The 19,689-nt window shown below is 58.7% G+C and carries 20 protein-coding genes; 11 read left to right on the top strand and 9 right to left on the bottom strand.

All coding sequences use genetic code 11. The features are described from left to right. Positions 1-59 precede the first annotated feature (59 nt). The 3 genes from J2S31_RS05215 to J2S31_RS05205 all read right to left on the bottom strand — a co-directional run bounded on the left by J2S31_RS05215 (position 60) and on the right by J2S31_RS05205 (position 4,522). Positions 60-1,400 (bottom strand): hypothetical protein, encoded by a 1,341-nt coding sequence (locus J2S31_RS05215; protein ID WP_237098008.1) that lies wholly within the window; start codon positions 1,398-1,400, stop codon positions 60-62. Positions 1,401-1,505: 105 nt separating this feature from the next. Then, complete coding sequence (locus J2S31_RS05210; protein WP_237098007.1) at positions 1,506-3,809, bottom strand: glutamine amidotransferase; 2,304 nt, start codon at positions 3,807-3,809, stop codon at positions 1,506-1,508. Further along, on the bottom strand, positions 3,806-4,522 hold the full coding sequence (locus tag J2S31_RS05205; RefSeq protein ID WP_237098006.1) for a DUF4159 domain-containing protein: 717 nt from the start codon (positions 4,520-4,522) through the stop codon (positions 3,806-3,808). Before J2S31_RS05205 ends, J2S31_RS05210 begins: the two co-directional genes overlap by 4 nt. Positions 4,523-4,730: 208 nt before the next feature. On the opposite strand from J2S31_RS05205, the gene J2S31_RS05200 reads away from it, so the two are divergent. The 4 genes from J2S31_RS05200 (at position 4,731) to J2S31_RS05185 (ending at position 9,488) form a co-directional block, all read left to right on the top strand. Next, positions 4,731-5,831, top strand: a complete 1,101-nt coding sequence (locus J2S31_RS05200) for a 2-aminoethylphosphonate aminotransferase (protein ID WP_237098005.1) — start codon at positions 4,731-4,733, stop codon at positions 5,829-5,831. 3 nt (positions 5,832-5,834) lie between these two features. Next, positions 5,835-6,530: a hypothetical protein gene (locus J2S31_RS05195; protein ID WP_237098004.1), complete on the top strand. Its 696-nt coding sequence runs from the start codon at positions 5,835-5,837 to the stop codon at positions 6,528-6,530. Between the two features lie 161 nt (positions 6,531-6,691). Further along, on the top strand, positions 6,692-8,227 hold the full coding sequence (locus J2S31_RS05190; protein WP_237098003.1) for an NADH-quinone oxidoreductase subunit N: 1,536 nt from the start codon (positions 6,692-6,694) through the stop codon (positions 8,225-8,227). A 76-nt stretch (positions 8,228-8,303) separates the two neighbouring features. Next, entirely contained in the window at positions 8,304-9,488 is a 1,185-nt protein-coding gene (locus J2S31_RS05185; protein WP_237098002.1) for a tetratricopeptide repeat protein, read from the top strand. On the opposite strand, the gene dtd is transcribed toward J2S31_RS05185, so the two are convergent. The 5 genes from dtd to J2S31_RS05160 form a co-directional block, all read right to left on the bottom strand. Continuing rightward, the gene (gene dtd / locus J2S31_RS05180) at positions 9,472-9,909 is read right to left on the bottom strand and encodes a D-aminoacyl-tRNA deacylase (protein WP_237098001.1); all 438 of its coding nucleotides are present in this window, start codon (positions 9,907-9,909) and stop codon (positions 9,472-9,474) included. The two genes, J2S31_RS05185 and dtd, sit on opposite strands and share 17 nt — an antisense overlap. 24 nt (positions 9,910-9,933) lie before the next feature. Then, a complete protein-coding gene (locus J2S31_RS05175) occupies positions 9,934-10,119 on the bottom strand; it encodes a hypothetical protein (protein WP_237098000.1) in 186 nt (61 codons plus the stop codon). Between the two features lie 62 nt (positions 10,120-10,181). Continuing rightward, complete coding sequence (locus tag J2S31_RS05170; protein WP_237097999.1) at positions 10,182-11,087, bottom strand: tellurite resistance TerB family protein; 906 nt, start codon at positions 11,085-11,087, stop codon at positions 10,182-10,184. A 25-nt stretch (positions 11,088-11,112) separates the two neighbouring features. Beyond that, the gene (locus tag J2S31_RS05165) at positions 11,113-12,366 is read right to left on the bottom strand and encodes an FG-GAP repeat domain-containing protein (RefSeq protein WP_237097998.1); all 1,254 of its coding nucleotides are present in this window, start codon (positions 12,364-12,366) and stop codon (positions 11,113-11,115) included. A gap of 32 nt (positions 12,367-12,398) precedes the next feature. Next, positions 12,399-13,220 carry a lipoate--protein ligase family protein gene (locus J2S31_RS05160; RefSeq protein WP_237097997.1) on the bottom strand — a complete coding sequence of 274 codons (822 nt, stop codon included), beginning with the start codon at positions 13,218-13,220 and terminating at the stop codon, positions 12,399-12,401. A 118-nt stretch (positions 13,221-13,338) separates the two neighbouring features. Between J2S31_RS05160 and J2S31_RS05155 the strand changes: the two genes are divergently transcribed. Continuing rightward, a complete protein-coding gene (locus J2S31_RS05155; RefSeq protein WP_237097996.1) occupies positions 13,339-14,421 on the top strand; it encodes a formylglycine-generating enzyme family protein in 1,083 nt (360 codons plus the stop codon). Positions 14,422-14,444: 23 nt separating this feature from the next. Continuing rightward, positions 14,445-14,582 carry a hypothetical protein gene (locus tag J2S31_RS05150; RefSeq protein WP_237097995.1) on the top strand — a complete coding sequence of 46 codons (138 nt, stop codon included), beginning with the start codon at positions 14,445-14,447 and terminating at the stop codon, positions 14,580-14,582. Between the two features lie 10 nt (positions 14,583-14,592). On the opposite strand, the gene J2S31_RS05145 is transcribed toward J2S31_RS05150, so the two are convergent. Then, a complete protein-coding gene (locus J2S31_RS05145; RefSeq protein WP_237097994.1) occupies positions 14,593-15,510 on the bottom strand; it encodes a hypothetical protein in 918 nt (305 codons plus the stop codon). Between the two features lie 217 nt (positions 15,511-15,727). On the opposite strand from J2S31_RS05145, the gene J2S31_RS05140 reads away from it, so the two are divergent. The 5 genes from J2S31_RS05140 to J2S31_RS05120 all read left to right on the top strand — a co-directional run bounded on the left by J2S31_RS05140 (position 15,728) and on the right by J2S31_RS05120 (position 19,632). Continuing rightward, entirely contained in the window at positions 15,728-16,060 is a 333-nt protein-coding gene (locus J2S31_RS05140; RefSeq protein WP_237097993.1) for a hypothetical protein, read from the top strand. A 187-nt stretch (positions 16,061-16,247) separates the two neighbouring features. Further along, positions 16,248-17,357 carry a mechanosensitive ion channel family protein gene (locus J2S31_RS05135; protein WP_237097992.1) on the top strand — a complete coding sequence of 370 codons (1,110 nt, stop codon included), beginning with the start codon at positions 16,248-16,250 and terminating at the stop codon, positions 17,355-17,357. Between the two features lie 77 nt (positions 17,358-17,434). After that, a complete protein-coding gene (thpR, locus tag J2S31_RS05130) occupies positions 17,435-18,019 on the top strand; it encodes an RNA 2',3'-cyclic phosphodiesterase (RefSeq protein WP_336886591.1) in 585 nt (194 codons plus the stop codon). A gap of 35 nt (positions 18,020-18,054) precedes the next feature. Then, on the top strand, positions 18,055-19,137 hold the full coding sequence (recA, locus tag J2S31_RS05125) for a recombinase RecA (protein ID WP_237097990.1): 1,083 nt from the start codon (positions 18,055-18,057) through the stop codon (positions 19,135-19,137). A gap of 21 nt (positions 19,138-19,158) precedes the next feature. Further along, a complete protein-coding gene (locus tag J2S31_RS05120; protein ID WP_237097989.1) occupies positions 19,159-19,632 on the top strand; it encodes a regulatory protein RecX in 474 nt (157 codons plus the stop codon). Positions 19,633-19,689 lie beyond the last annotated feature (57 nt).

Raw genomic sequence — 19,689 nt, 5'->3', positions numbered from 1 at the left:
GGTCCGGCACAGGTGAACGCTCGATTTTGCGGGTTCCGGGGCCGTGGACCGGCCGCGCCTCACCCTTCCAGGTATTCCAGGTGCAGACGGTAAATCAGCCCGGAGGGGTTGTCTTCCGGCGCGGTCGAATCCGGCTTGGCGTAGTTGATGACCTCGAAGTGGATTTCGTTGGTGCCTTCCCGCAGAAAATCGTCGCAGTTGATGATGAACGGCTCCGGGTACTCCGCCCCGCCGTAATCCTGCTTCAGGCCGACGTCGTTCACCGTAACTCGGCACACGTCGTCGGCACGCAGGAACAGCTCGGCGCGCGGCATGGATTTGGTTCCCGGCGGGATATCGAACTTCAGGCGGAAGCCGTGCTGGGTGCCGGTCTTCGCTTCCTCCAGCGACACCTGCTCCCGGACCCACACCCACATGCTTCCCTTGATGCCGCGCCAGTCGTCACTGCCCTGGCAGATCTCGGCGGGTCGCCAGTTTTCGGTTTCGGTGTCGTACACTTCCGTATCCTTGCCGCTGACGAAAACCTGGGTCCGCGTTTTCGGCCCTTCGCCCACCAGCCAGCTCGGGGTGAGCGGCTGGCTCTCCTGCCACATGGAGTTGTTGAGGTCGCGGTAGTGATCGTACAAGCCGTGTTTCTTGTTGATGAGCACTATGCTCGGCCGCTGGAAATTGCGCCCGAGGTACGGACCGATGTCCGCTACGATGAGTCCGCCCGGCTCCTGCACGTCGAGCGAAATGAACGAGTGCGACGGGATGAACCGGTAGGTGTGCACGATGAACTTGCCCTTGGCCGGCGACTCGACCGACTCGATCTCTTCCTGCAGTTTCTGCAAAAGCAGGATCGAGGTTTTGATCTCATTCAGGAACGTCGACTTGCCGTATGCCTGGCGGCTGATGAGATCGACCACCGGGGACTGCGGGTCCATCAACAACAGTTTCACATTGACCCCGCTCAGCACCTTCTCCCGCAACAAGTCGCGGCTCCCGGTGGAGATCGACAGCAACGACGTGCCGCCGATGAAAATTTCGTGCTTCACCCGCTTGAACAACACCTCAAAGGACGTGGCGTTGCCCAACTCCGAGCGGTTCTTGTAAATGCCCTGGATACCGAGGCGCACCGCGTCGGGATTGACGATCTCCTGCAGGGCCTCCTTGTATTCATTGAAGGTGAGCTCGCGCAGAAACAGCTCGTAGCCCAAAGACACGACACCGATCATGGCGATCAGCAGGGAGAACTCCTTAACCGGGTGGAGCCAGATGCTGTGCGCCGGGAACAACTGCGGTGACAGGATGTATGCCGACGCACCGAACCCGAAAATCATGAGTGCCAGAAACACCACGCGGTCGCGGATCCACATCCGAAGCGCCGGGCCTTTATGTGTTTTCTTGTCTTCGAGCATTTTAAAATGAGCCTGAATGGGTAAAAGGTATTGAATTCGATGGTAACGCAAGGCAAAAGGATTCACAAGAAGGTTGCGCGGGCCTCACGCATTTCTCTTGCATCCTCAACTCAATCCTGACTTCCGGCGCAGGTACCACTCCAGAAAGAGAAATCCGAGGATCAGGCCGTAGGCGGCCCAGGTGTCCCATAACGAGACGAACAGCTTGCTGGTCTTGATCTCCACCTCCGGGTTGGGAAAGGTCAGCGTGTCCAGCCGCGTGTCCGTTTTCAGCACCTGGTAGCGCCCCCCGGAAACCTCGGAGAGCGTCTTCAATAACTCCGGCTGAACGCGCGGTTTCTGAAACTCCACCTGCGGGCTGGTGACGCTGAACAGCTCGCGCTCGGTCAGCGTGCGGTCGCCCTGCTTCACCGAAACCTGCGCGGCGTAGAAACCCTCGCGCCCGGGGTGGAATTCGTAACGACCCTCGCCGTTTTCATCGGTGGCGATCGATTCCGTCTTCAGCGTGTTGCGGTCGGGCCAGGTGCTGAGGGTCAACTCCACCGGCTTGCCCACGAGGGGATTGTAATCCTCGCCAACCAGCTTGAACTGCACCAGCACCTTTTCGTGTTCGCGGTATTTTTCCTTGTCGGTTTCCACTTTAAGCAGGCGCGTTTCAGGGTCGTGCGTCAGCCAGGCAAGGATGTTCTCCCACAGCTTCTGGTAATGGCGTCCACTGCCGCCCTCCCCCACCCGGCGGAAATTCCAGTACCAGGCGGAGTCGGTGGCGATGGCAAGCGTGCGTCCCTCCCCCACCTTGCGCGCCGCGAGCACCGGCAGGGATTTACCATCGACCTTCGCCGTGGCCAGCACCTGCGCTCCCTTCGCCGCCACCAGGCCCAGGTTCAATCCCTGTAGCGGCGGCAAGGACTGCCAGGCTTTCCGGTTCGCATCCTTGCGGCTTTCCAGTTGCAGGATGGGGTGGTTGCCCAGCTTCTCCGTCGCCTGGATCGAATAGGTTTTGTCAGCATAAGGTTGCGAGGCGTGCTGAAGCTCGACGGGCAGGATCTCCTCCACCGGCGTGCGTTCGTATCCCCCGCCCTGAAACGACAGGTCGCCGCCGATCATCAGAAACGCGCCGCCCTCTTCCACATACGATTTCAGATTGGACAGGTATTTTTTATCGAGAAACGGTTTGTAGCGGAAGTTGTGGAACACCACCAGGTCGAACGAGCCCAGGTAGTCGCTGAGCAGAAGGTTCGACGGAAACGGAATGAGACTGAGCTCCGAAGTGGGCGCATCGACATCGTCGCTGAGTGTCCGTAAAATAAAGAACGAAAGCAGGTCCACTTTCGGGTTGTTGATCAGCACCTCGCGCAGAAAGCGCGAGTCCCACGAAGGACGGCCGTTCAGATGCAGGACGCGCAGACGGTCGCGCACCACCTTCACCTGGAAATCCCAGCGGTTGTTCGTCTCCACCGCCTCACCCGCGAAGACGGGCACCGTCACCGAATAAATATGCTTACCCATGCGCACGGGCATGAATTCCATCTCCACCCGGTAATCCTGTTCGTCTTCCTTTAAAGAGACCACCTGCGATACCAGGATCTTGTCGCCTTCCTTCACTACCACGGGAATGTTCTTGTTGCCGATGGCGTACGCCCCCAGTTTCACCGACACCTTGACCGGTTGGTTGACGAAGCCGAAATCCGCCGCGTCCACGGTTTCGATTGCAAGGTCTTTGAACTGCTTGTTCGTGCCTGCCTGCAGAGTGTGGATGGGTCCGGCCAGCTTCACCAGCGTCTGCTCGAAATCCTCGGACAAATCCTCCGGGTCCTGGATGAGGTCCGCACCGTCGGAAAACAGCAGGACGCCCTGCAATGATTTGTTCTCGTACTGCTGAACCACTTCGTGGAACACGCGGGCGAGGTCGGTGTTCACGTTGATCGGCTGGTACCGCGCCGCCACCTCCTCCGCACGAACGGGGTCGATGTGATCCGAGACGAAATAGTAATCGACGTTATAATTCGTACCCAGTCCCGCCAGCCAGTCCTTATGCCGTGTCAGCGCGTCGTCCACCTGTCGTTTGCGCGGCACCTCTTCGGGAAAGGTTTTGATCGACATGCTTTTGCTGTCGTCGATCAGCACGGCAATGGTGTTTTTGAGAGGCTGGATGTTTTTGAGTTCCAGCCGGGGTTGCAGAATGAGGAGCAACAGCAACGCCAGAGCTGCAACGCGCAGGGCATAGAGCACCGTTTTGCGCGGCAGGCTTCGCACCTTGCGCAGACTGGTCCAGAAAAACCACAGCATGAGCGGCGCCAGCACCACGAGCGCCATCAGAATCCAGCGGTTCTCGCCCAGCGCCCAGTGCAGTTCCCACGCGTTGTACTCTTCCCAGTTCTGCCCGAACAGCGTGCCCAGAAAATTCATCGGCCGGAATACCTCCGCAACCGCTCAAGGATGATGGGCAGGTGCACCATGTCTTTTTTGTAATCGAGGGTGAGCGCGTACATGACGATGTTGACGCCGAGGCGCAGACTCAACTTGCGTTGCAGGTAGCCGCCGCCGACCATGTCGAAGTTCCAGTGGCCGAGTTTGTTCTTCGACCACGCACCTCCAAGGTCGTTGTTGGTGTACACCAGCACTGTACGTCCCTTGCTGGTGATGCCTTCCAGGTACGGCTTCACCACCACCCGCCCCACCACCTGGTTGATCAGGTAGAACGAGCGGAAGATCGAGTGGTCACGCGGAATGCGTTCCAGCGGCGTGTTGGGATACAGCCGGTCCAGCATACGGCGCACGGATGCGTCGAATCCGGAATTGGGTTTTCCGGAGTTGTCGTCGATCAACAGAAACCCGCCGAAGTTCAAATAATCGCGGAGCGCGTTGATGGCGTCGTCGGAAAAAGGTTTGAACTCGCGGTCACCCGCCAGATAAAGGAAAGGATGGTGGAACAGAGTGGGGTCGGTCGGCGCGAGGTCCAGCGGTTCGCGCTGAACCTCAATCGAGGTGCGCTTCGCTACCTGTGCCAGCAGGCTCTCCACCGCGTCGGGACGCGGCTTGTACGAACCGCCATCGTACTTCACCTGCGGGATGATGAGCTTCGAGCCTTCGCCCTCGGCCCGCGCAGGCAGGGCGGCCATGAATAAAATCCCGAACCCGGCGAGGGTCCAACAACCCAACTGCTTCAAAAAGGACAACGGCAAACTCCGGTTCGGGTGGCCTGCTCTTGCGCAACGAATCATATAATAATGTTAGCAAATTAATAAAGCCCCGAACCCAATTTCAATTCGTTTGGCCCGCTCCGGGCAGGGTGTTATAGTGGGGCAACTTTCCTAAAGGTTACCGCATATGAACCGCATCATCCTACTGAATCCCGGCCCGGTCAACGTCACCGAACGCGTGCGCCAGGCTTTACTGCAACCGGACCTCTGCCACCGCGAACCGGAATGCGCCGAACTGGTGCAATCCATCCGTGGAAAACTGCTGGATGCCTTCGGGCTGGAGGGAGCTTTTCTGACAGCGCTCATCACCGGCTCCGGCACCGCCGCGCTGGAGATGGCGGTGTCCTCGTGCGTCGCGGAGGGACAGGCCATGCTCGTGGTGCGGAACGGCGTGTACGGCGAACGCATCGCCACCATGGCCGAAACGCATCGCATCCCCACGGTGACCGTCGATTGCGAATGGGGCGTGGCGCCGTCGCTCGACGACATCGAACGCGCGTTGAAAGAACACCCCGAAATCGGACTGGTGGCGCTGGTGCATCACGAAACCACCACGGGCCTGCTCAATCCCGTACACGAAGTCGGAGAACTCGCACACCGTTACGGCAAGAAACTGTTGATCGACGCCATCAGCAGTCTGGCCGGCGACACGCTCGACTTTGAACGCAGTCACGTCGATTACTGTGTCGGCACCGCCAACAAATGCCTGCAGGGATTCCCCGGCGTGTCATTCGTGCTGGTGCGCAAGGAGGAAGTGGACACGCTGGCCACGCACCCGGCACGGTCGGTGTACTTCGATCTGCACAAGAATCTGAAAGCGCAGGAAGCGGGCGAAACCTTGTTCACCCTGGCGGTGCAGGTCCATTATGCGTTCGAAGCAGCGCTTGACGAGTTGATCGAGGAAACCGTGACCGCGCGCATCGCACGCTATGCCGCCGCGGCGGCTCTCCTGAGGAAGGGATTCGACGAGATGGGCCTCGAGTACCTGGTCGATCCCGCAAACCGCTCCAACAGCCTGACCGCACTCAAACTGCCGGACGGGATCACCTACGAAACGCTTCACGACGAGTTGAAAAAACAGGGGTACGTCATTTATGCGGGACAGGGCGGCCTCAAAAAATCCATTTTCCGCATCGCCAACATGGGCGATATCCGCACCGGGGAGTTTCAACGCCTGCTCGAAGTGTTGAAAACGTGCCTCGTCAAGTCGCCCTCGCTACGGGACTGATTCATGGAACTGTACGAGGTGATGAAAGATTATGCCAGATCGCAGGGCATCGCCCCGGCACACGACCAGCCAACGCCCGAGTTGGGCAAAAGCCTATCACTGTTCCACTCGTGCCTGATGGAGTCCGGCCTTGAGTACGTGGAGTTCCCCGACGGCCGGAAAGTGGTCTCGTCACCGATGGAGATCAACCTGGCGCACCTGAGCCGGTTTGTCGTCGGTTTCCTGCCGTTCAACTCCGTATCCACCAAAACCGAGACCAACGAGGTGTTGTTCGATCTGTATTCCTTCTTCCGCTGGCTGGACAAGCGCGACCTCAACCACGGCCTGCAGGGCATCCAGATGGACGCCGTCATCCTGAAGCTCACCAAGTCGCAGGACCGTTGCCTGAAGCTCAGCCACCACCTCGATGAAGCCACCGGCGAAACGCTGAAGGAAATCAGCCACATCGTCGAAACCATCAACGACATCTTTCTCGTCACCAAGATCGACCACGACTTCCTCCACCTGCAGGGGCAGAACCACGAAGACCCCATCCGTGTGCGCCTGCCGCTGGACATCGTCGCGCTCGTCCGCCTGAAAGACAGCCTGGACCTCGTGGTGGGGGACACCTCGGACCGGTGGGTGATCCTCGAAGCCGGGCAGGTGTACCCGGAACTGGGCCAGGAAGAAGGCTCCGCACCCGGCGCATCCACCGGTTAAAAGCCGGAATCGACGGGACTTTCACCACCTCCCCCACTTCGCCGCCAAACCAAACTTTTCTTGAAAATCCGGGGGAAATGATTTACAACACGCACTACGCGTGAACCGGGCTCACCGCCTCGTTTTGATTCCAACCCCAGATTACCGGGATTCAGCACACTATGACCGCCAACATCAACTTCGAAGACATGAACTGGATCGCCATCTCGCCGGAACTGATCCTGATGGCGACGTCACTTCTGCTGTTGTTGATGGGCCTGAAAAAGGCATTCAACGAAAACTCGTACCTGGCCAAGGCGGCCACCGCGGGCATCGTCACCGCCCTTCTGCTGTCGTGCTACCTGTGGAGCTCCGCGCCCACCGTCGCCGACGGTGCGGACCCGGAAATGTTCAGCCGGGCGCTCATCCACGACCGCTTCTCCCAGACCTTCAACCTGATTTTTCTGGTGATGTCGCTGTTCGCGATCATCGCCTCGTTCCGCTACCCGCGGCCCGACCACCAGAACAAAGCCGAATATTTTTCACTGCTGTTGATGTCGGTGGTGGGGATGATGTTCCTCGCCAAGTCCGGCAACCTGATCACTGCGTTCATCTCGCTGGAGATTTTCTCCATTTCGCTATACATCTTATGCGGGTTCAACGCCAAGCACGGAACGGGACGCGAACAACCCGGCGACGTGGATCACCTGCCGTGGGAGACCGTAGCGTCGCAGGAGTCCACCGTCAAGTACCTGCTGATCGGTGCATTCGCCTCCGCCATTCTGGTGTACGGCATGGCGCTCATGTACGCGGGCACCGGCACCACGGAAATCCGCCTGATCGGCAAACTGCTTCACGAAAACCCCTACACGCACAATCCGCTGGTGTACATCGGCATGGCCCTCATGTTCTGTGGGCTGGCGTTTAAAGTTTCGCTGGTGCCGTTTCACTCGTGGACTCCGGATGTGTACCAGGGCGCGCCGACGCCGGTGACGGGCTTCATGTCGGTCGCCACCAAGGCCGCCGCCTTCGCTTTGATCGCGCGGGTGTTCTACATCGCCCTGCCGGAATTGCAGGAAGTCTGGATGCCCTTCCTGTTCGGCATCTCCGTCCTCACCATGCTGGTGGGCAACATCGCCGCCATCTTTCAGGACGACGTCAAGCGCATGCTGGCATATTCCGGTGTGGCGCATGCGGGATACCTGCTGATCGGCATCGTCGCCAACAGCCAGGACGGCATGGCCAGCATCATCTTCTACCTCGCCGTGTACCTGTTCATGAATGTCGGCGCATTCGCCGTGGTGTACATGGTGGAAGGCGAAGGCAAGGGATCGAATTCCATTTACCGCTTCAAGGGCCTGGCCAAGCGCAACCCGCTCATGGCTGCGGCGATGAGCCTGTTCATGTTGTCGCTCGCCGGGTTCCCGCCCACCGCCGGATTCTTCGGTAAGCTCTACGTGTTCGTCGCCGCCATCAAGCAGGACTACGTGCTGATCACCGTGCTTGCCGTGCTGGCCAGCATGATCGCCGTTTACTTCTACCTGCGCATCATTGTCATGATGTATTTCCACGAAAGCGAGACGGAGACCGAACTGGTGAGCAACCGCGGCATGACCGCGCTGGTCACCGTCAGTTCCGCCGCGATTCTGCTGATGGGCATATTCCCCTCCACCTTCATGCAGTTGGCGCTTTCCGCCATTCCCTCGATCCCGCATTGATCGGGACCATTCAAGAAGTCCCCCTCTTTCGCCGTTAAGTCTTGCAGGCCCGATTCATTCCTGCGATCCTTTATTTATGACCCGAACGCTGATGGCGTGCGTCGTGTTGCTTGCGCTTTCGACCGCCGCCTGCACCGATCCCCACACGCAGTACCAGCGGCGCATTGCCGAGTATGCGTCACGCCTGCAAACCAACCCGCAGGACCCCGACGCGCATTACCAATTGGGGGTCGCTTACCTTTCCGCGGGCAACTGGAAGGCCGGCTCGCATCACCTGAAAGACACCGTCCGCCTCAATAAAAGCCACACGCAGGCCCTGCGCGATCTCGGTTGGGCGATGTACCAGTTGGGAGATCTTGCCGCCGCCGAGAAGTGGCTGAGGCAATCGCATCAGTTGCACGGTAAGGATCCCAAAACCGCCGCCAACCTGGGAGCGGTGTTGATCGCGCGGGAGAGATACTCCGCCGCCGTGGCGGTGCTGGAGGGAGCCCTCCGCAACGGCCTGTCGCGGTTCGAGGTGCACAACAACCTCGCCATCGCCTACCGGCATCTGGGAGAAAAAACCAAGGCCGCGCATCAACTGCGCGTTGCGTCCCGCCTCGCCCCGGACGTGGCGCGGGTGCACAGCAACCTGGGCGCGTTGTATGAGACGCTGAACATGGACGACGATGCGTTTCAGCAATACACCGTGGCGCTGAACCTCAACCCGGGTGAGGCGGCCGCGCATTACAACCTGGGCGCGTACCACGCCCGGCACGGCAACAAACTGCTGGCGCTCGGCCACCTGCACGAAGCGCAGAGATTGAGACCCACCGACCCCACCCTGCGCATCGGGCTCGGCCGCGCTTTTGCCGACCTCAAGCAATACGACAAAGCGCTGGAACACTACGAAGCCTCGCTTCGTTACCGCCCCGGCGATGCCGATACGTTCCTGGAGATGGCGGAGCTGTACCACCTCAATCAACAACCGGAAAAAGCCGTGGACGCGTACAATCTCGCCATCAGCCTGGACCCCGACCGGCCGCAGGCGTATTACAAGCTGGCATTGCTGTACGATCAACTGGAAGTGGGAGAAAACGCCCTGCTGTACATGGCGGTGGCGGAACGGGAATTTTCACGGCAGAACAAACTGGAAGAAGCCGAAACCAGCCGCCACAACCTGGGTGTCTTCGCGCGCAAATACCAGTATGGCGACCGGGAATTGAAGCGCCTGCTCAAACGGCATGACCTGAACGTGAACCCCCTCAACGCTCAAGGATGAACGTCACCGGGCCGTCGTTGTGGATTTCCACCTGCATGTCGGCGGCGAAGCGGCCTTCCTGCACGCTCAACCCGGTAGTCGTGAACCGGTCCACAAACAGGCGGTAGAGGCGCTCCGCTTCCTGCGGCGGCGCGGCGTTGTCGAATCCGGGCCGCCGTCCGCGCGAGCAGTCCCCGGCCAGCGTGAACTGCGACACCACCAGCACCTCGCCCTGGATGTCAAGGCACGACCGGTTCATCTTGCCCGCCTCATCCGGAAAGATGCGCAGATTCGCCGTCTTGTCCACTAGCCAATCGACGGCCGCGTCGCCGTCGCCTTTTTCCGCGCTGAACAGGATCATGAGTCCGCGCCCGATGCGCGCGATCTCAAACCCACCCACCGAGACAGCGGAAGCCGAGACTCTCTGCACCACCAGTTTCATGCGAAATGAGAAGTATGAGGAGAATTAATAAGCGCGGAAGAACCGCTGGTCGGTGCCGCCGGGACCGATCACCACCCGCACCTCACGGGAGCAACGCGGACAGCGGCCTTCATACGCGTTGCCGTCCTTGTTGAGATAAATGCGACGGTACACGTTGCAACATTCGAACAGAATGCCAAGAAACTTTTTCCTTTTATTGTCAGGATTCATGGCCCGTCAAACCCACAACCCGGGAACCGGAAAGCGAAATGGTTCCAACACGCTTTCCGTCCTCAACGCCCGCGCAGTTTGTTCAACGCCCGCACCTTGGACGCCTTGAAGGCGCTGTGCGGAATGCGCAAGGCTTTGGTGATGCGGCGGATTTCCTCCGATTCCTCATGCGAGATATTGCCGTCCGCCGCCGCCACGGCAAAGAAACAATCCACCGTTGCCATACGGTCGTTGTACGAATACAGCTTGTTGAACTCGCGCGTCACCTCGTCAAAATCGTAACCGCGCTGGGCCTGTTCGGAAACCACCTCCAGCAACAGATCGAGCTCCTTCGGTGTGAACTCGAAACGCTTCTTCAATTCGCTCTTGAGCGCCTTCTTTTCTTCTTCATGAAATTCCTCGTCCACGTGCGCCACGGAAGCCAGCAGAGTGCCAAACAGGCAGATGAAGTACAGGTCCTCCTCGGAGATGCGGCCCTTCTTCACACTGCCGTTGGATTTCAATTCGATGCTCTTCAAAATCTGGTTGCGGAAATACTGATGCAGTTGCGGATTTTTTTCGTACGCGGGTTGGAAGATGGTGCTTTCGAAAAAATTACGGATCTTGCCCACGGTGCGCCGGGTGATGGACGACTTTTTGAGATGCTTAGCGAAGGTTTCCAGCAATTCGCGTTCCTCGTCCTTCAAACTCTTGTCGGCGGCGGCCATTTCCTCCATCACCTGCACTACCCGGTCACGCTCCTTTTTCGATCCGAACTCGTGCGAGAGTTTTTGCAGTAAGCGGTCCTGTTCTTCCCGGGTCACCGGCGCCAGCAGGTAAGGCTTCAGGCTGTCCATCTCCTTTTGCGTGAGGTGGAACTTGCGGTAGAACCGTTTCAGAATGTTCTTTTCCGATTCGCTCATCTCGCCATCGGCCCACGCAATGGCGGCAAGCGTTTTCAGCAGGGTCATGTTTTTTACGGTCGCCATATCGCACTCTCTGATTTGAAACATGTCATTGGAAACGGTTCACCCACAGATGGCCGCGGCCCGTCCCACGATCGATACCGAATATTTCCAGATGCCCGTCGTTGTTGACGTCAGCGAATGTCAGTTCTTCAAAATGCCGGTTGGCAGGGAGGCGTTTTGCCCCTTCGCTCAGGAAACGCCATTTCCCCAGACCGCGCTGGTAATGAATGCCCTCGCGGCTGAGTATTATGATATCAGGAATTGAATCCGCGTTGGCGTCCAGCAGGTACACGGCACGCGACGGATAACCGGGAAAGACGCGCAGGGGGCCTTTGCGGAAATAGCCGTGGCCGTTGTTCACCAGCACATAACTGTACTCGTTCTCATACGAACGCGAGCGCGGATCGATGCTTTCGTTGACCACCAGCAGGTCGTTGTCGCCGTCCATGTCGAAATCCGCCCAGTCGGCATACATGCTTTTGCTTCGAATGAACGGCACCAGTTCGCGGGTGCGGTCGGTGAACTGGCCGAGGCCGTTGTTGATCAGCAGACGGTTCCTGCCGGTATCGTACACGAGAAAGATATCGATCACCCGGTCGCCGTCATAGTCTGCGAACGAGGTGCCGCGAATGCCCGCGGGCAGGGGCGGCATAAGCAGTTCGGTGGCATCGCGAAACTGCGCGTGCCCGTCGTTGAGCAAAAACTGCACCTGGTGCGTATCCGGCTCGCCCCGGTTCAGCACATGGTGTCCGGTGAAAAACAGGTCGATGTTGCCGTCCTGGTCCACGTCCACCAGGTCCACACGATCCAACCCCATCTTGAACGACGGCAGGTGGAATCCGGGCGGCGTGTAAAAATAACCGCGTCCGTTGTTGATGAACACCTTCACCCTGTCGCCGTCGGCAAATCGGCCGATGAGCACGAGGTCAGCCGTGCGGTCGTGATTGAGATCGCGGGCGCGCATGGAGACAATGACGTCACCCGGCTTTCCCACCCAGCCGGGACGCTCCAGTTTGGACAGCCGCTTGCCTTCCATGTTCTGCCACACGCGGACCACCGGTGCGCCATCGGCGTTCTGCTCCACCACCAACAGATCGGGAAGCGGGTCGCGGTTGACAAATGCGAACCACGCATGCTGAATCGTTTGCTTCTGCAGTCCGGAGAAAAACGTTTCCGTCAGATCCAGATACCGCTGACGAGCAGGGTCCTTTTTGAACAACCCCTTGTTCGGACCACACCCGGCCAGCACCAGACACAGCACCAGCACCATTCCATACAAATAAAATTTTTTAGAGGTCACGGGTCTCCTTGGGAGGGACTAAAAATTTGGAATCATCCAACGGTCCCGGCGATGGTGCGAGACCGTTCCAGCAGATGTTCCGCCAGATCGCGCTCGGCTGCGGTGAGGCCCGCCGTTGTCCATGCTCCATCGAAATGCGCGGTCATGCCCATGTGGAACGCGTCGCGCACGGCTTCAAACGCAACGGCGGAACCCGCGATTTCATTGAGCGTGGTGGTGGAAGCTTTCAGTTTTGCGAGAGATTCGTTCACGGCGACGCCGTCGCGGTAAATCAACAGAGAATGAAACAGATCGTGATCGGTGGCAATCAGCACCGATCCGTGTTGCAGGAACGCCTGTTGCGTGCGGCGTTGCGCACTGCCGATCAGTTTTCTCTCGCGCACGGTGATCTCGCAATGGTTGAGCGAGGCGAAACAGGCGGGCGAACGTTCCTGCCGGGTGGTGCCGTACTGTTTTTCCCTGTTGATGTGCGCGTCGCCGATGTTCAATTCAACCAGGCCCTGCAGAAGCGCCTGGCTGATGACGGAGAACGTGGCTTTGAGCCCGCCGGAGAACAACGGATGCGTCACCGGCCCCACCATGGAATACGTCAGTTCCTCCATGTGCAACAGCGCCCGGCCACCGGTGGGGCGCCGCACCCAGTCGACCTTCTTCTCACGGCACCGTTCCAGATCGATCTCCGCCTCCACCGGTTGCGAGTAACCGATGGAAAGCGTGGGACGCTTCCAGCCGTACAGGCGGAGCGTCGGGACAAACGAAGCATCCCGTTCGCAGGTGCGAAGCAGGGCCTCGTCCACCGCCATGTTCCAGCCGCCGTCCTGCTTGTCGTCTTCGATGTACCGCCAACGGTTCACGCAATCACTCCGGTATTTAATTTTGACTGGTTATTTTTCCTTATTATAGAATCCAAATAAACCCGTTTTTTGCAGGAAGTTGGAAAACGGCCGAATAACAGGCTTTTAACACAGGCGCATGCTCCCTCAAAATTTTCTCAGAATCGCAACCGGTGTGGCGTTTGCCGCCGTTTTTTTTACAGCCGAGGCCTCGCTGGCATTTGAGAGCCTGAAAAACCACACCACCGGTATGGCCACCTGCCAGACCGCGTGTCACCAGCCGGAAAACCTGGTTCGCGCCAAACTGGATAAATTCAACAAGGCCGAGTGCCGCGCCTGCCATGTGGGCCCCGGCGCGGTGGCAAAGCAGAACCCTTTCACCACGCGCTCGTTGCACATCCAGCCGGAGGATGCCGTTCCCAACCGCCGCGTGCGCTCCCTGCGCGGACCGGTGCTCGCCGGCAAAGCCACCGGCACCGCAGGAAACAAAACCTCCTCATCCGTCAAATCCATTCCCGGCATGGTGTACATCCCCGCGGGCGAATTCATCATGGGTTCCAACGACCGCTGGGATGACGAGTCGCCGGAACACATTGCGCTGACCGAGGCGTTTTACATCGACCTGTATGAAGTGACCAACGAGAAATACCGGGAGTTCGTGAAGGCCACCGGGCATGAAGCGCCGTTTCACTGGCCGGACGGCAACCTGCCCAAGGGCAAAGAGAAGCATCCTGTCACCTACGTCAACTGGCACGACGCGGATGCGTATTGCAAATGGAAAGGCAAACGCCTGCCCACCGAGCAGGAATGGGAAAAAGCCGCACGCGGCGAAGACGGCAACATTTACCCGTGGGGCAACGTGTGGGTGCTCACCAAATCCAACAATCCGTATAAAGGCTCCACCGGCACCGAACCGGTCGGCAGTTACCCCGACGGACGCAGTCCCTACGGCCTGTTCGACATGTCGGGCAACGTGTGGGAATGGGTGGACAGCTACTACCTGCCGCATCCGGGCAACCCCATCCCGAAAGCGGAGTACGGCCGCGAAAAGCGCATTCTCAAAGGCGGGTCATGGTTCGACTGCCTGTCTTACGGGTGCGGGTTGAGCGCGCCGACCTTCAACCGCGCTTTCTTCAACCCGGAAGTGCGCAACAACAGCTTCGGTTTCCGTTGCGCCCTGTCTGCAAAACCGGAGAAAGCGGCGCAATCCCAATCGCCCTGACGGGCTGGAGAAGGAAGGCGTCCATGGGCAACCGATTTCGTGAACGCAACCGGGAGTTGCAGGAACGCGGCGACCGGTACAAGGTTCACTGGTTCCGCAAGCTTCTGGTGTGGGTGCTCATCATCGGCTTCTGGATTCTTTTTTACTGGAGCCGGTCCTGATGCGCTCCAGCTAATCCCCTTGCTTCTCCCTTTTCTCGAATTCATGCCGCAGGATGGCGGGGTGTTCGTTCAACAAATCCAACGGCGCGGCTTTCGACGAATCCAGTTTCAACAACGCTTCTCCCGCTACATCCAGCAGGACCCGCATTTCGGGAACCGTCCCGGCATCCACCACCGGCTCTTCCGGCTCCGGTGAGACGGTCTCCGCCTCCTTCGGGGCTATTTCCAGAGAGATTTCGGGCGGCACTCCCGTGGCGCCGGCATGAAACACCACGCCCTTCCCATGGCGGACGGTCTGCAAGCCGTCACGATTGTTTCCATATTCAGGCAATGAATCGAGCGGCACCATGTTTGGCTCCGGTACCGGCAGGGTGTTCAGGCGGAAGGTCAGCCCCTTGTCCGGTTCGAAGCGCCCGATCTCAAATCCCCGGCCCGCCAGAACCAGGCTTTTGTCGCGTACATGGGTGGTTCGGGGGACCGGACGGTTGCTTTCCACCGTCAGCGACTTGGTCGGCTGAGATTCCAGCACCTCGGGCAAAAATTCATACCGCTTCACCTTCCGGTATTCAGACTGGGTGCGTGTCTCCCAATCCGCGCCGGGGTACTTTTTTGGCTTGGGTTCAAAGCGTTGACGCCAGTTTTCCGGCAAAGGTGGAGGTTGTTTTTCTTTCACAGGCCGAGGCGAAAGCGGCCCCGGACCCGGCTCGCTGTACAGCTGCACCACAATGGGAGGCAACTCCACCGGTTCCAGCCACGTGCTCCAGATAAGCAACGCCAGACCTCCGGCCAGCCCGAGCAGTATCTTCCACGTCGTGGAATTCACCTCAATGGATCGGGGTGGTGGAGGCGGCGAAGCCGTATCCGTTTCCTCATAATAATACCGGCGTTCCGGTTTCGGTTCCGGCGGCGGTTCCAGCGTCAGGTCCATGCCTTACCTTCCCTTTCAGTGCAAAGGAGTCCTTTATCCCCATCGGCAAAAAGAGGCAATAATTGATGCTCCCGGACCGGTTTGTGTCCTGCCTCCCGTCTGTCTCGCGCTACCGGCACGCTTCGACCCCCATGCCGGAGGCGTGGCACGGTTCTTGCTCATTATTGAATTATAAGGACTCGCGTCAATTAATTGAACCCAATTTCACAGGAACCCCATGAACGCAACGGACACCGCCACGAGAAAAAAACCCGATCTCAAACAGTACCTGGACCCGACCGGCGTGCAGGTGCTCAAAAAACGCCTGATTGCGGGACAGATCACCCCGTCGGTTTTCAAACAGACCCTCACGCGGCAGATGGTGAGCCAGTTTTTTCTGGAATACACGCATCCCGTGGACCACGCGTTGGAAAAAATGGCGGGGATTCTGAAGCGGGAACGATCGCTGATCCGTCAGGCCGCAAAAAACAGGAAAGAAGCGGTGGATGCGGATTCGGAAACCGGTCTCAGCCAGCCTTTCCCTTTGCCCAGTTCCAAAAAGATGGAGTGAGGCCGGGCGGGTTTCCTCTCCTCCCAGCCAAGCCCGCAACCGGTTGCTCCCACCCCGTATTGCGCCCACCCTCCGGGCGTCGAATTGAAATCCCCGGCCAATTTTGTTAGTAATGAAAAGGTTGCCCGGATTCGCAGATCGCTGATGAACCCCGGGCCGTTTTTCTCTCTGCCAAGGAGGCCTGCCCATGGATTTTGAGTCCATCGTCCATTACATCACGGAAGATCACTCCTATATCCTGCAGGCCTTCCTTGTCGTCTTCGTGACGCTCCTTGTCGACTACTTCCAAAAACGGGCGTTCGACCGGCTTCAGAAGCGCGCTGAAACATCAGCAAGTATCTGGGACGAGGCCTTGATCGATGCGGTGCGCAAGCCGCTTCGGCTCGCCATCTGGACCATCGGCGTTTACACCGCATCGGAAGTCATTGAGGAAGCCATCAGTTCCGTCGTGTTTGAAATGATGGGACCGGCCCGCGACACCCTCATCATCGCCAGCATCACATGGTTCATCGTGCGGCTCATCAAAAACGGCGAGGAGGTGTTCCTCAAAAAAGAAGGAACCACACTCGACCGCACCACGGCCGACGCCATCGCCAAACTGTTGAAGCTGTCGGTGGTCATCACCGCCTTTCTGGTCGTTCTTCAAACACTGGGCTTCAGCATTTCCGGCGTGCTCGCTTTCGGCGGCATCGGCGGTATCGCCGTCGGTTTCGCCGCGCGCGACCTGCTCGCCAACTTTTTCGGCGGATTGATGATCTATCTCGACCGGCCCTTCGTGGTGGGCGAATGGGTGCGCTCGCCCGACCGCGAGATCGAAGGGATTGTGGAGGACATCGGCTGGCGGCTGACGCGCATCCGCACCTTCGACAAACGCCCGCTTTACGTGCCCAACGCGGTGTTCGCCTCGATCTCGGTGGAAAACCCGAGCCGCATGGAGAACCGGCGTATTTACGAAACCATCGGCATCCGCTACGACGACATTTCCAAAATGGGGACCATCGTGGAAAAAGTGAAATCCATGCTGGCGAATCACCCGGAAATCGACACAAACAAAACCCTTATAGTCAACTTCAATAAATTCGCCGCATCGTCGCTCGACTTTTTCATTTACACCTTCACCAAGACCACCGTTTGGGAGCGGTATCATGAAATCAAGCAGGACGTGCTTCTGAAGGTCATCGACATCATCGAAAAGGAAGGCGCGGAAGTGGCATTCCCCACCTCCACCATCCATTTGGCCAACGGCTGGAACACGCAGGCTCCGGAACCCCAGGCCCCTGCAAAGGACTATCAATGAGGTGGGAAAGTCCCTCTTTTTCAGGTGCGGACAGCCCGGCAAATCAAATTGACAACCCCGGAGGCGATTTGTAAACTGTGCAGGCCATAAGAACCTTTGTAGCCGTTCCTGTTCCGTCCGTGGCGCTCGGCACTCTCAGCGAAATTCAGAATCGGTTCAAAAAACTGGGGTTGCACGCATCCTGGACACGGCCCGGCAACATACACCTGACCCTGAAATTTCTCGGCGACACCGACCCTCAACGCATTCCTGAAATCAAGACAGCTTTGTCCGGGGCGGTATCCATCCACGCGCCCTTCCTGGTTTCGCTTGGCGAGGTGGGAGTGTTTCCGGGATGGAAAAAACCGAGGGTGGTCTGGGTGGGCCTGAAGGATGCGGAACAGCTTTTGACCACGCTTCAGTTCGAGGTGGAAGGCGCCTTGGAACCGCTGGGCTGGCCGCGGGAGAACCGGCCTTTTTCGCCGCACCTGACTCTGGGACGCATCAAATCACCGAAAGGTTGCGACCGGTTGCGCCGGGGAATAGAGGAGTTGGGTTCCATCGACCCGAGTCCGTTCCAGGTCGCGTCGTTTTCCCTGATTCAAAGCGAATTGACACCCAAAGGTTCGATCTACACCGTATTGGAAACTATCTCGCTCCAGGGCCGGACCCCGGCCCCCTGAACCATTCATACCTCACCTTTCTATTAGGAGACGTCATGTCCATCGATCCGGATAAGGAGAAAGCCCTCGACCTCGCTTTTTCGCAGATAGAAAAGCAGTTCGGCAAAGGATCCATCATGAAGCTGGGCCAGGCCGAAGCACAGCGGGTCGCCACCATTCCCACCGGCTCCCTGTCGCTCGACGCGATTCTGGGAATCGGCGGCGTGCCGCGTGGCCGCGTGATCGAAATCTATGGACCGGAGGCGTCCGGTAAAACCAGCCTCACCCTGCACATCATCGCCGAAGCACAGAAAGCGGGCGGTGTCGCCGCGTTCATCGACGCCGAGCACGCGCTCGACCCGCAGTACGCGCGCAACCTGGGCGTCAACCTGGACGACCTTCTGTTGTCGCAACCGGATACGGGCGAACAGACGCTGGAGATCGCCGAGGTCCTGGTACGAAGCGGCGCGGTGGACGTGATCGTTATCGACTCGGTGGCGGCACTGGTGCCGAAGGCGGAACTCGACGGCGAGATGGGCGACTCGCACATGGGCCTGCAGGCGCGCCTCATGTCGCAGGCCATGCGCAAACTGACCGGCGTCATCAACAAATCGCGCACGGCGCTCATCTTCATCAACCAGATCCGCATGAAGATCGGCGTCATGTTCGGCAGTCCGGAGACCACCACCGGCGGCAACGCGCTCAAGTTTTATTCCTCGGTGCGCCTCGATATCCGCCGCATCTCCGCGCTCAAGGACGGCGATAAGGTGATCGGCAACCGCACCCGCGTGAAGGTGGTGAAAAACAAGCTCGCGCCACCGTTCCGCGAATGCGAGTTCGACATCATCTATGGCAAAGGCATCTCCCGCTACGGCGACATTTTGGACCTGGGCGTGCAGAACGAAATCATCCAGAAAAGCGGCACGTGGTTTTCGTTTGGAGACGAGCGCATCGGCCAGGGCCGCGAAAACTCCAAGAACTTCCTGGAGGAAAATCCCGATATCGCGCAGAAGATCGAAACCCAGATCCGGCAGAAACTGAACCTGCCGGTGCCCAGCGCGCCTCCCGCAGATAACGGTGCGGCTCCTGAAGAGGAAGAAATCGCAACCAAGGCCGCCGGCAAAGGCAAAAAGAAGTAGCCCTTTCCGGACCCGCTCCCGATGCCGGACGACGACACCCTGAAACAGGCCCGCAACCGGGCCCTGCGTTACCTCACCTACCGCGACCGAACCGAGCACGAACTGCGAACCTACCTTCGCGGTAAGGACTTCGAGCCGCCGGTTGTCGACCTGGTCCTCGATTACCTGAAACGGTTGGGATACGTGGACGACCCGCGCTTCGCCCTGCAATGGGGGCGCTACCGCATCGAGACCAAGCGGTTCGGCCGTTTTCGCCTGCAACAGGATCTACGCCTGAAAGGGCTCGCCGATTCCATCATCAACGACACCCTGCGCCAGCTCTATGGCGAAGTCGATGAAAAGGAACTGGCACGCGAGGCCGCACAAAGCAAACTTCCCAAGTGGAAAAATCTGGACAAGCAGAAGCAGAGACAACGTCTCGCCGGGTTCCTGCAACGCAAGGGGTTCAGCAGTGAAACCGTATTTGATACGGTGGAACGATTGATTCCTTACTGATTCTGCCTGACAATGGAAATGGCGGCGGTTGTGCCGGACGATTCTCTTTCACGTTGA

Source organism: Nitrospina gracilis Nb-211 (assembly GCF_021845525.1).
Lineage (GTDB): Bacteria > Nitrospinota > Nitrospinia > Nitrospinales > Nitrospinaceae > Nitrospina > Nitrospina gracilis_A.
This window is presented reverse-complemented; position numbering and strand designations above follow the sequence as displayed.

Excerpts from the sequence above, each read along its gene's own strand:
- J2S31_RS05215 (WP_237098008.1), bottom strand. The coding sequence starts at position 1,400 with ATGCTCGAAGACAAGAAAACACATAAAGGCCCGGCGCTTCGGATGTGG.
- J2S31_RS05210 (WP_237098007.1), bottom strand. The coding sequence starts at position 3,809 with ATGAATTTTCTGGGCACGCTGTTCGGGCAGAACTGGGAAGAGTACAAC.
- J2S31_RS05205 (WP_237098006.1), bottom strand. The coding sequence starts at position 4,522 with ATGGCCGCCCTGCCTGCGCGGGCCGAGGGCGAAGGCTCGAAGCTCATC.
- J2S31_RS05200 (WP_237098005.1), top strand. The coding sequence starts at position 4,731 with ATGAACCGCATCATCCTACTGAATCCCGGCCCGGTCAACGTCACCGAA.
- J2S31_RS05195 (WP_237098004.1), top strand. The coding sequence starts at position 5,835 with ATGGAACTGTACGAGGTGATGAAAGATTATGCCAGATCGCAGGGCATC.
- J2S31_RS05190 (WP_237098003.1), top strand. The coding sequence starts at position 6,692 with ATGACCGCCAACATCAACTTCGAAGACATGAACTGGATCGCCATCTCG.
- J2S31_RS05185 (WP_237098002.1), top strand. The coding sequence starts at position 8,304 with ATGACCCGAACGCTGATGGCGTGCGTCGTGTTGCTTGCGCTTTCGACC.
- dtd (WP_237098001.1), bottom strand. The coding sequence starts at position 9,909 with ATGAAACTGGTGGTGCAGAGAGTCTCGGCTTCCGCTGTCTCGGTGGGT.
- J2S31_RS05175 (WP_237098000.1), bottom strand. The coding sequence starts at position 10,119 with ATGAATCCTGACAATAAAAGGAAAAAGTTTCTTGGCATTCTGTTCGAA.
- J2S31_RS05170 (WP_237097999.1), bottom strand. The coding sequence starts at position 11,087 with ATGGCGACCGTAAAAAACATGACCCTGCTGAAAACGCTTGCCGCCATT.
- J2S31_RS05155 (WP_237097996.1), top strand. The coding sequence starts at position 13,339 with ATGCTCCCTCAAAATTTTCTCAGAATCGCAACCGGTGTGGCGTTTGCC.
- J2S31_RS05150 (WP_237097995.1), top strand. The coding sequence starts at position 14,445 with ATGGGCAACCGATTTCGTGAACGCAACCGGGAGTTGCAGGAACGCGGC.
- J2S31_RS05145 (WP_237097994.1), bottom strand. The coding sequence starts at position 15,510 with ATGGACCTGACGCTGGAACCGCCGCCGGAACCGAAACCGGAACGCCGG.
- J2S31_RS05140 (WP_237097993.1), top strand. The coding sequence starts at position 15,728 with ATGAACGCAACGGACACCGCCACGAGAAAAAAACCCGATCTCAAACAG.
- J2S31_RS05135 (WP_237097992.1), top strand. The coding sequence starts at position 16,248 with ATGGATTTTGAGTCCATCGTCCATTACATCACGGAAGATCACTCCTAT.
- recA (WP_237097990.1), top strand. The coding sequence starts at position 18,055 with ATGTCCATCGATCCGGATAAGGAGAAAGCCCTCGACCTCGCTTTTTCG.
- J2S31_RS05120 (WP_237097989.1), top strand. The coding sequence starts at position 19,159 with ATGCCGGACGACGACACCCTGAAACAGGCCCGCAACCGGGCCCTGCGT.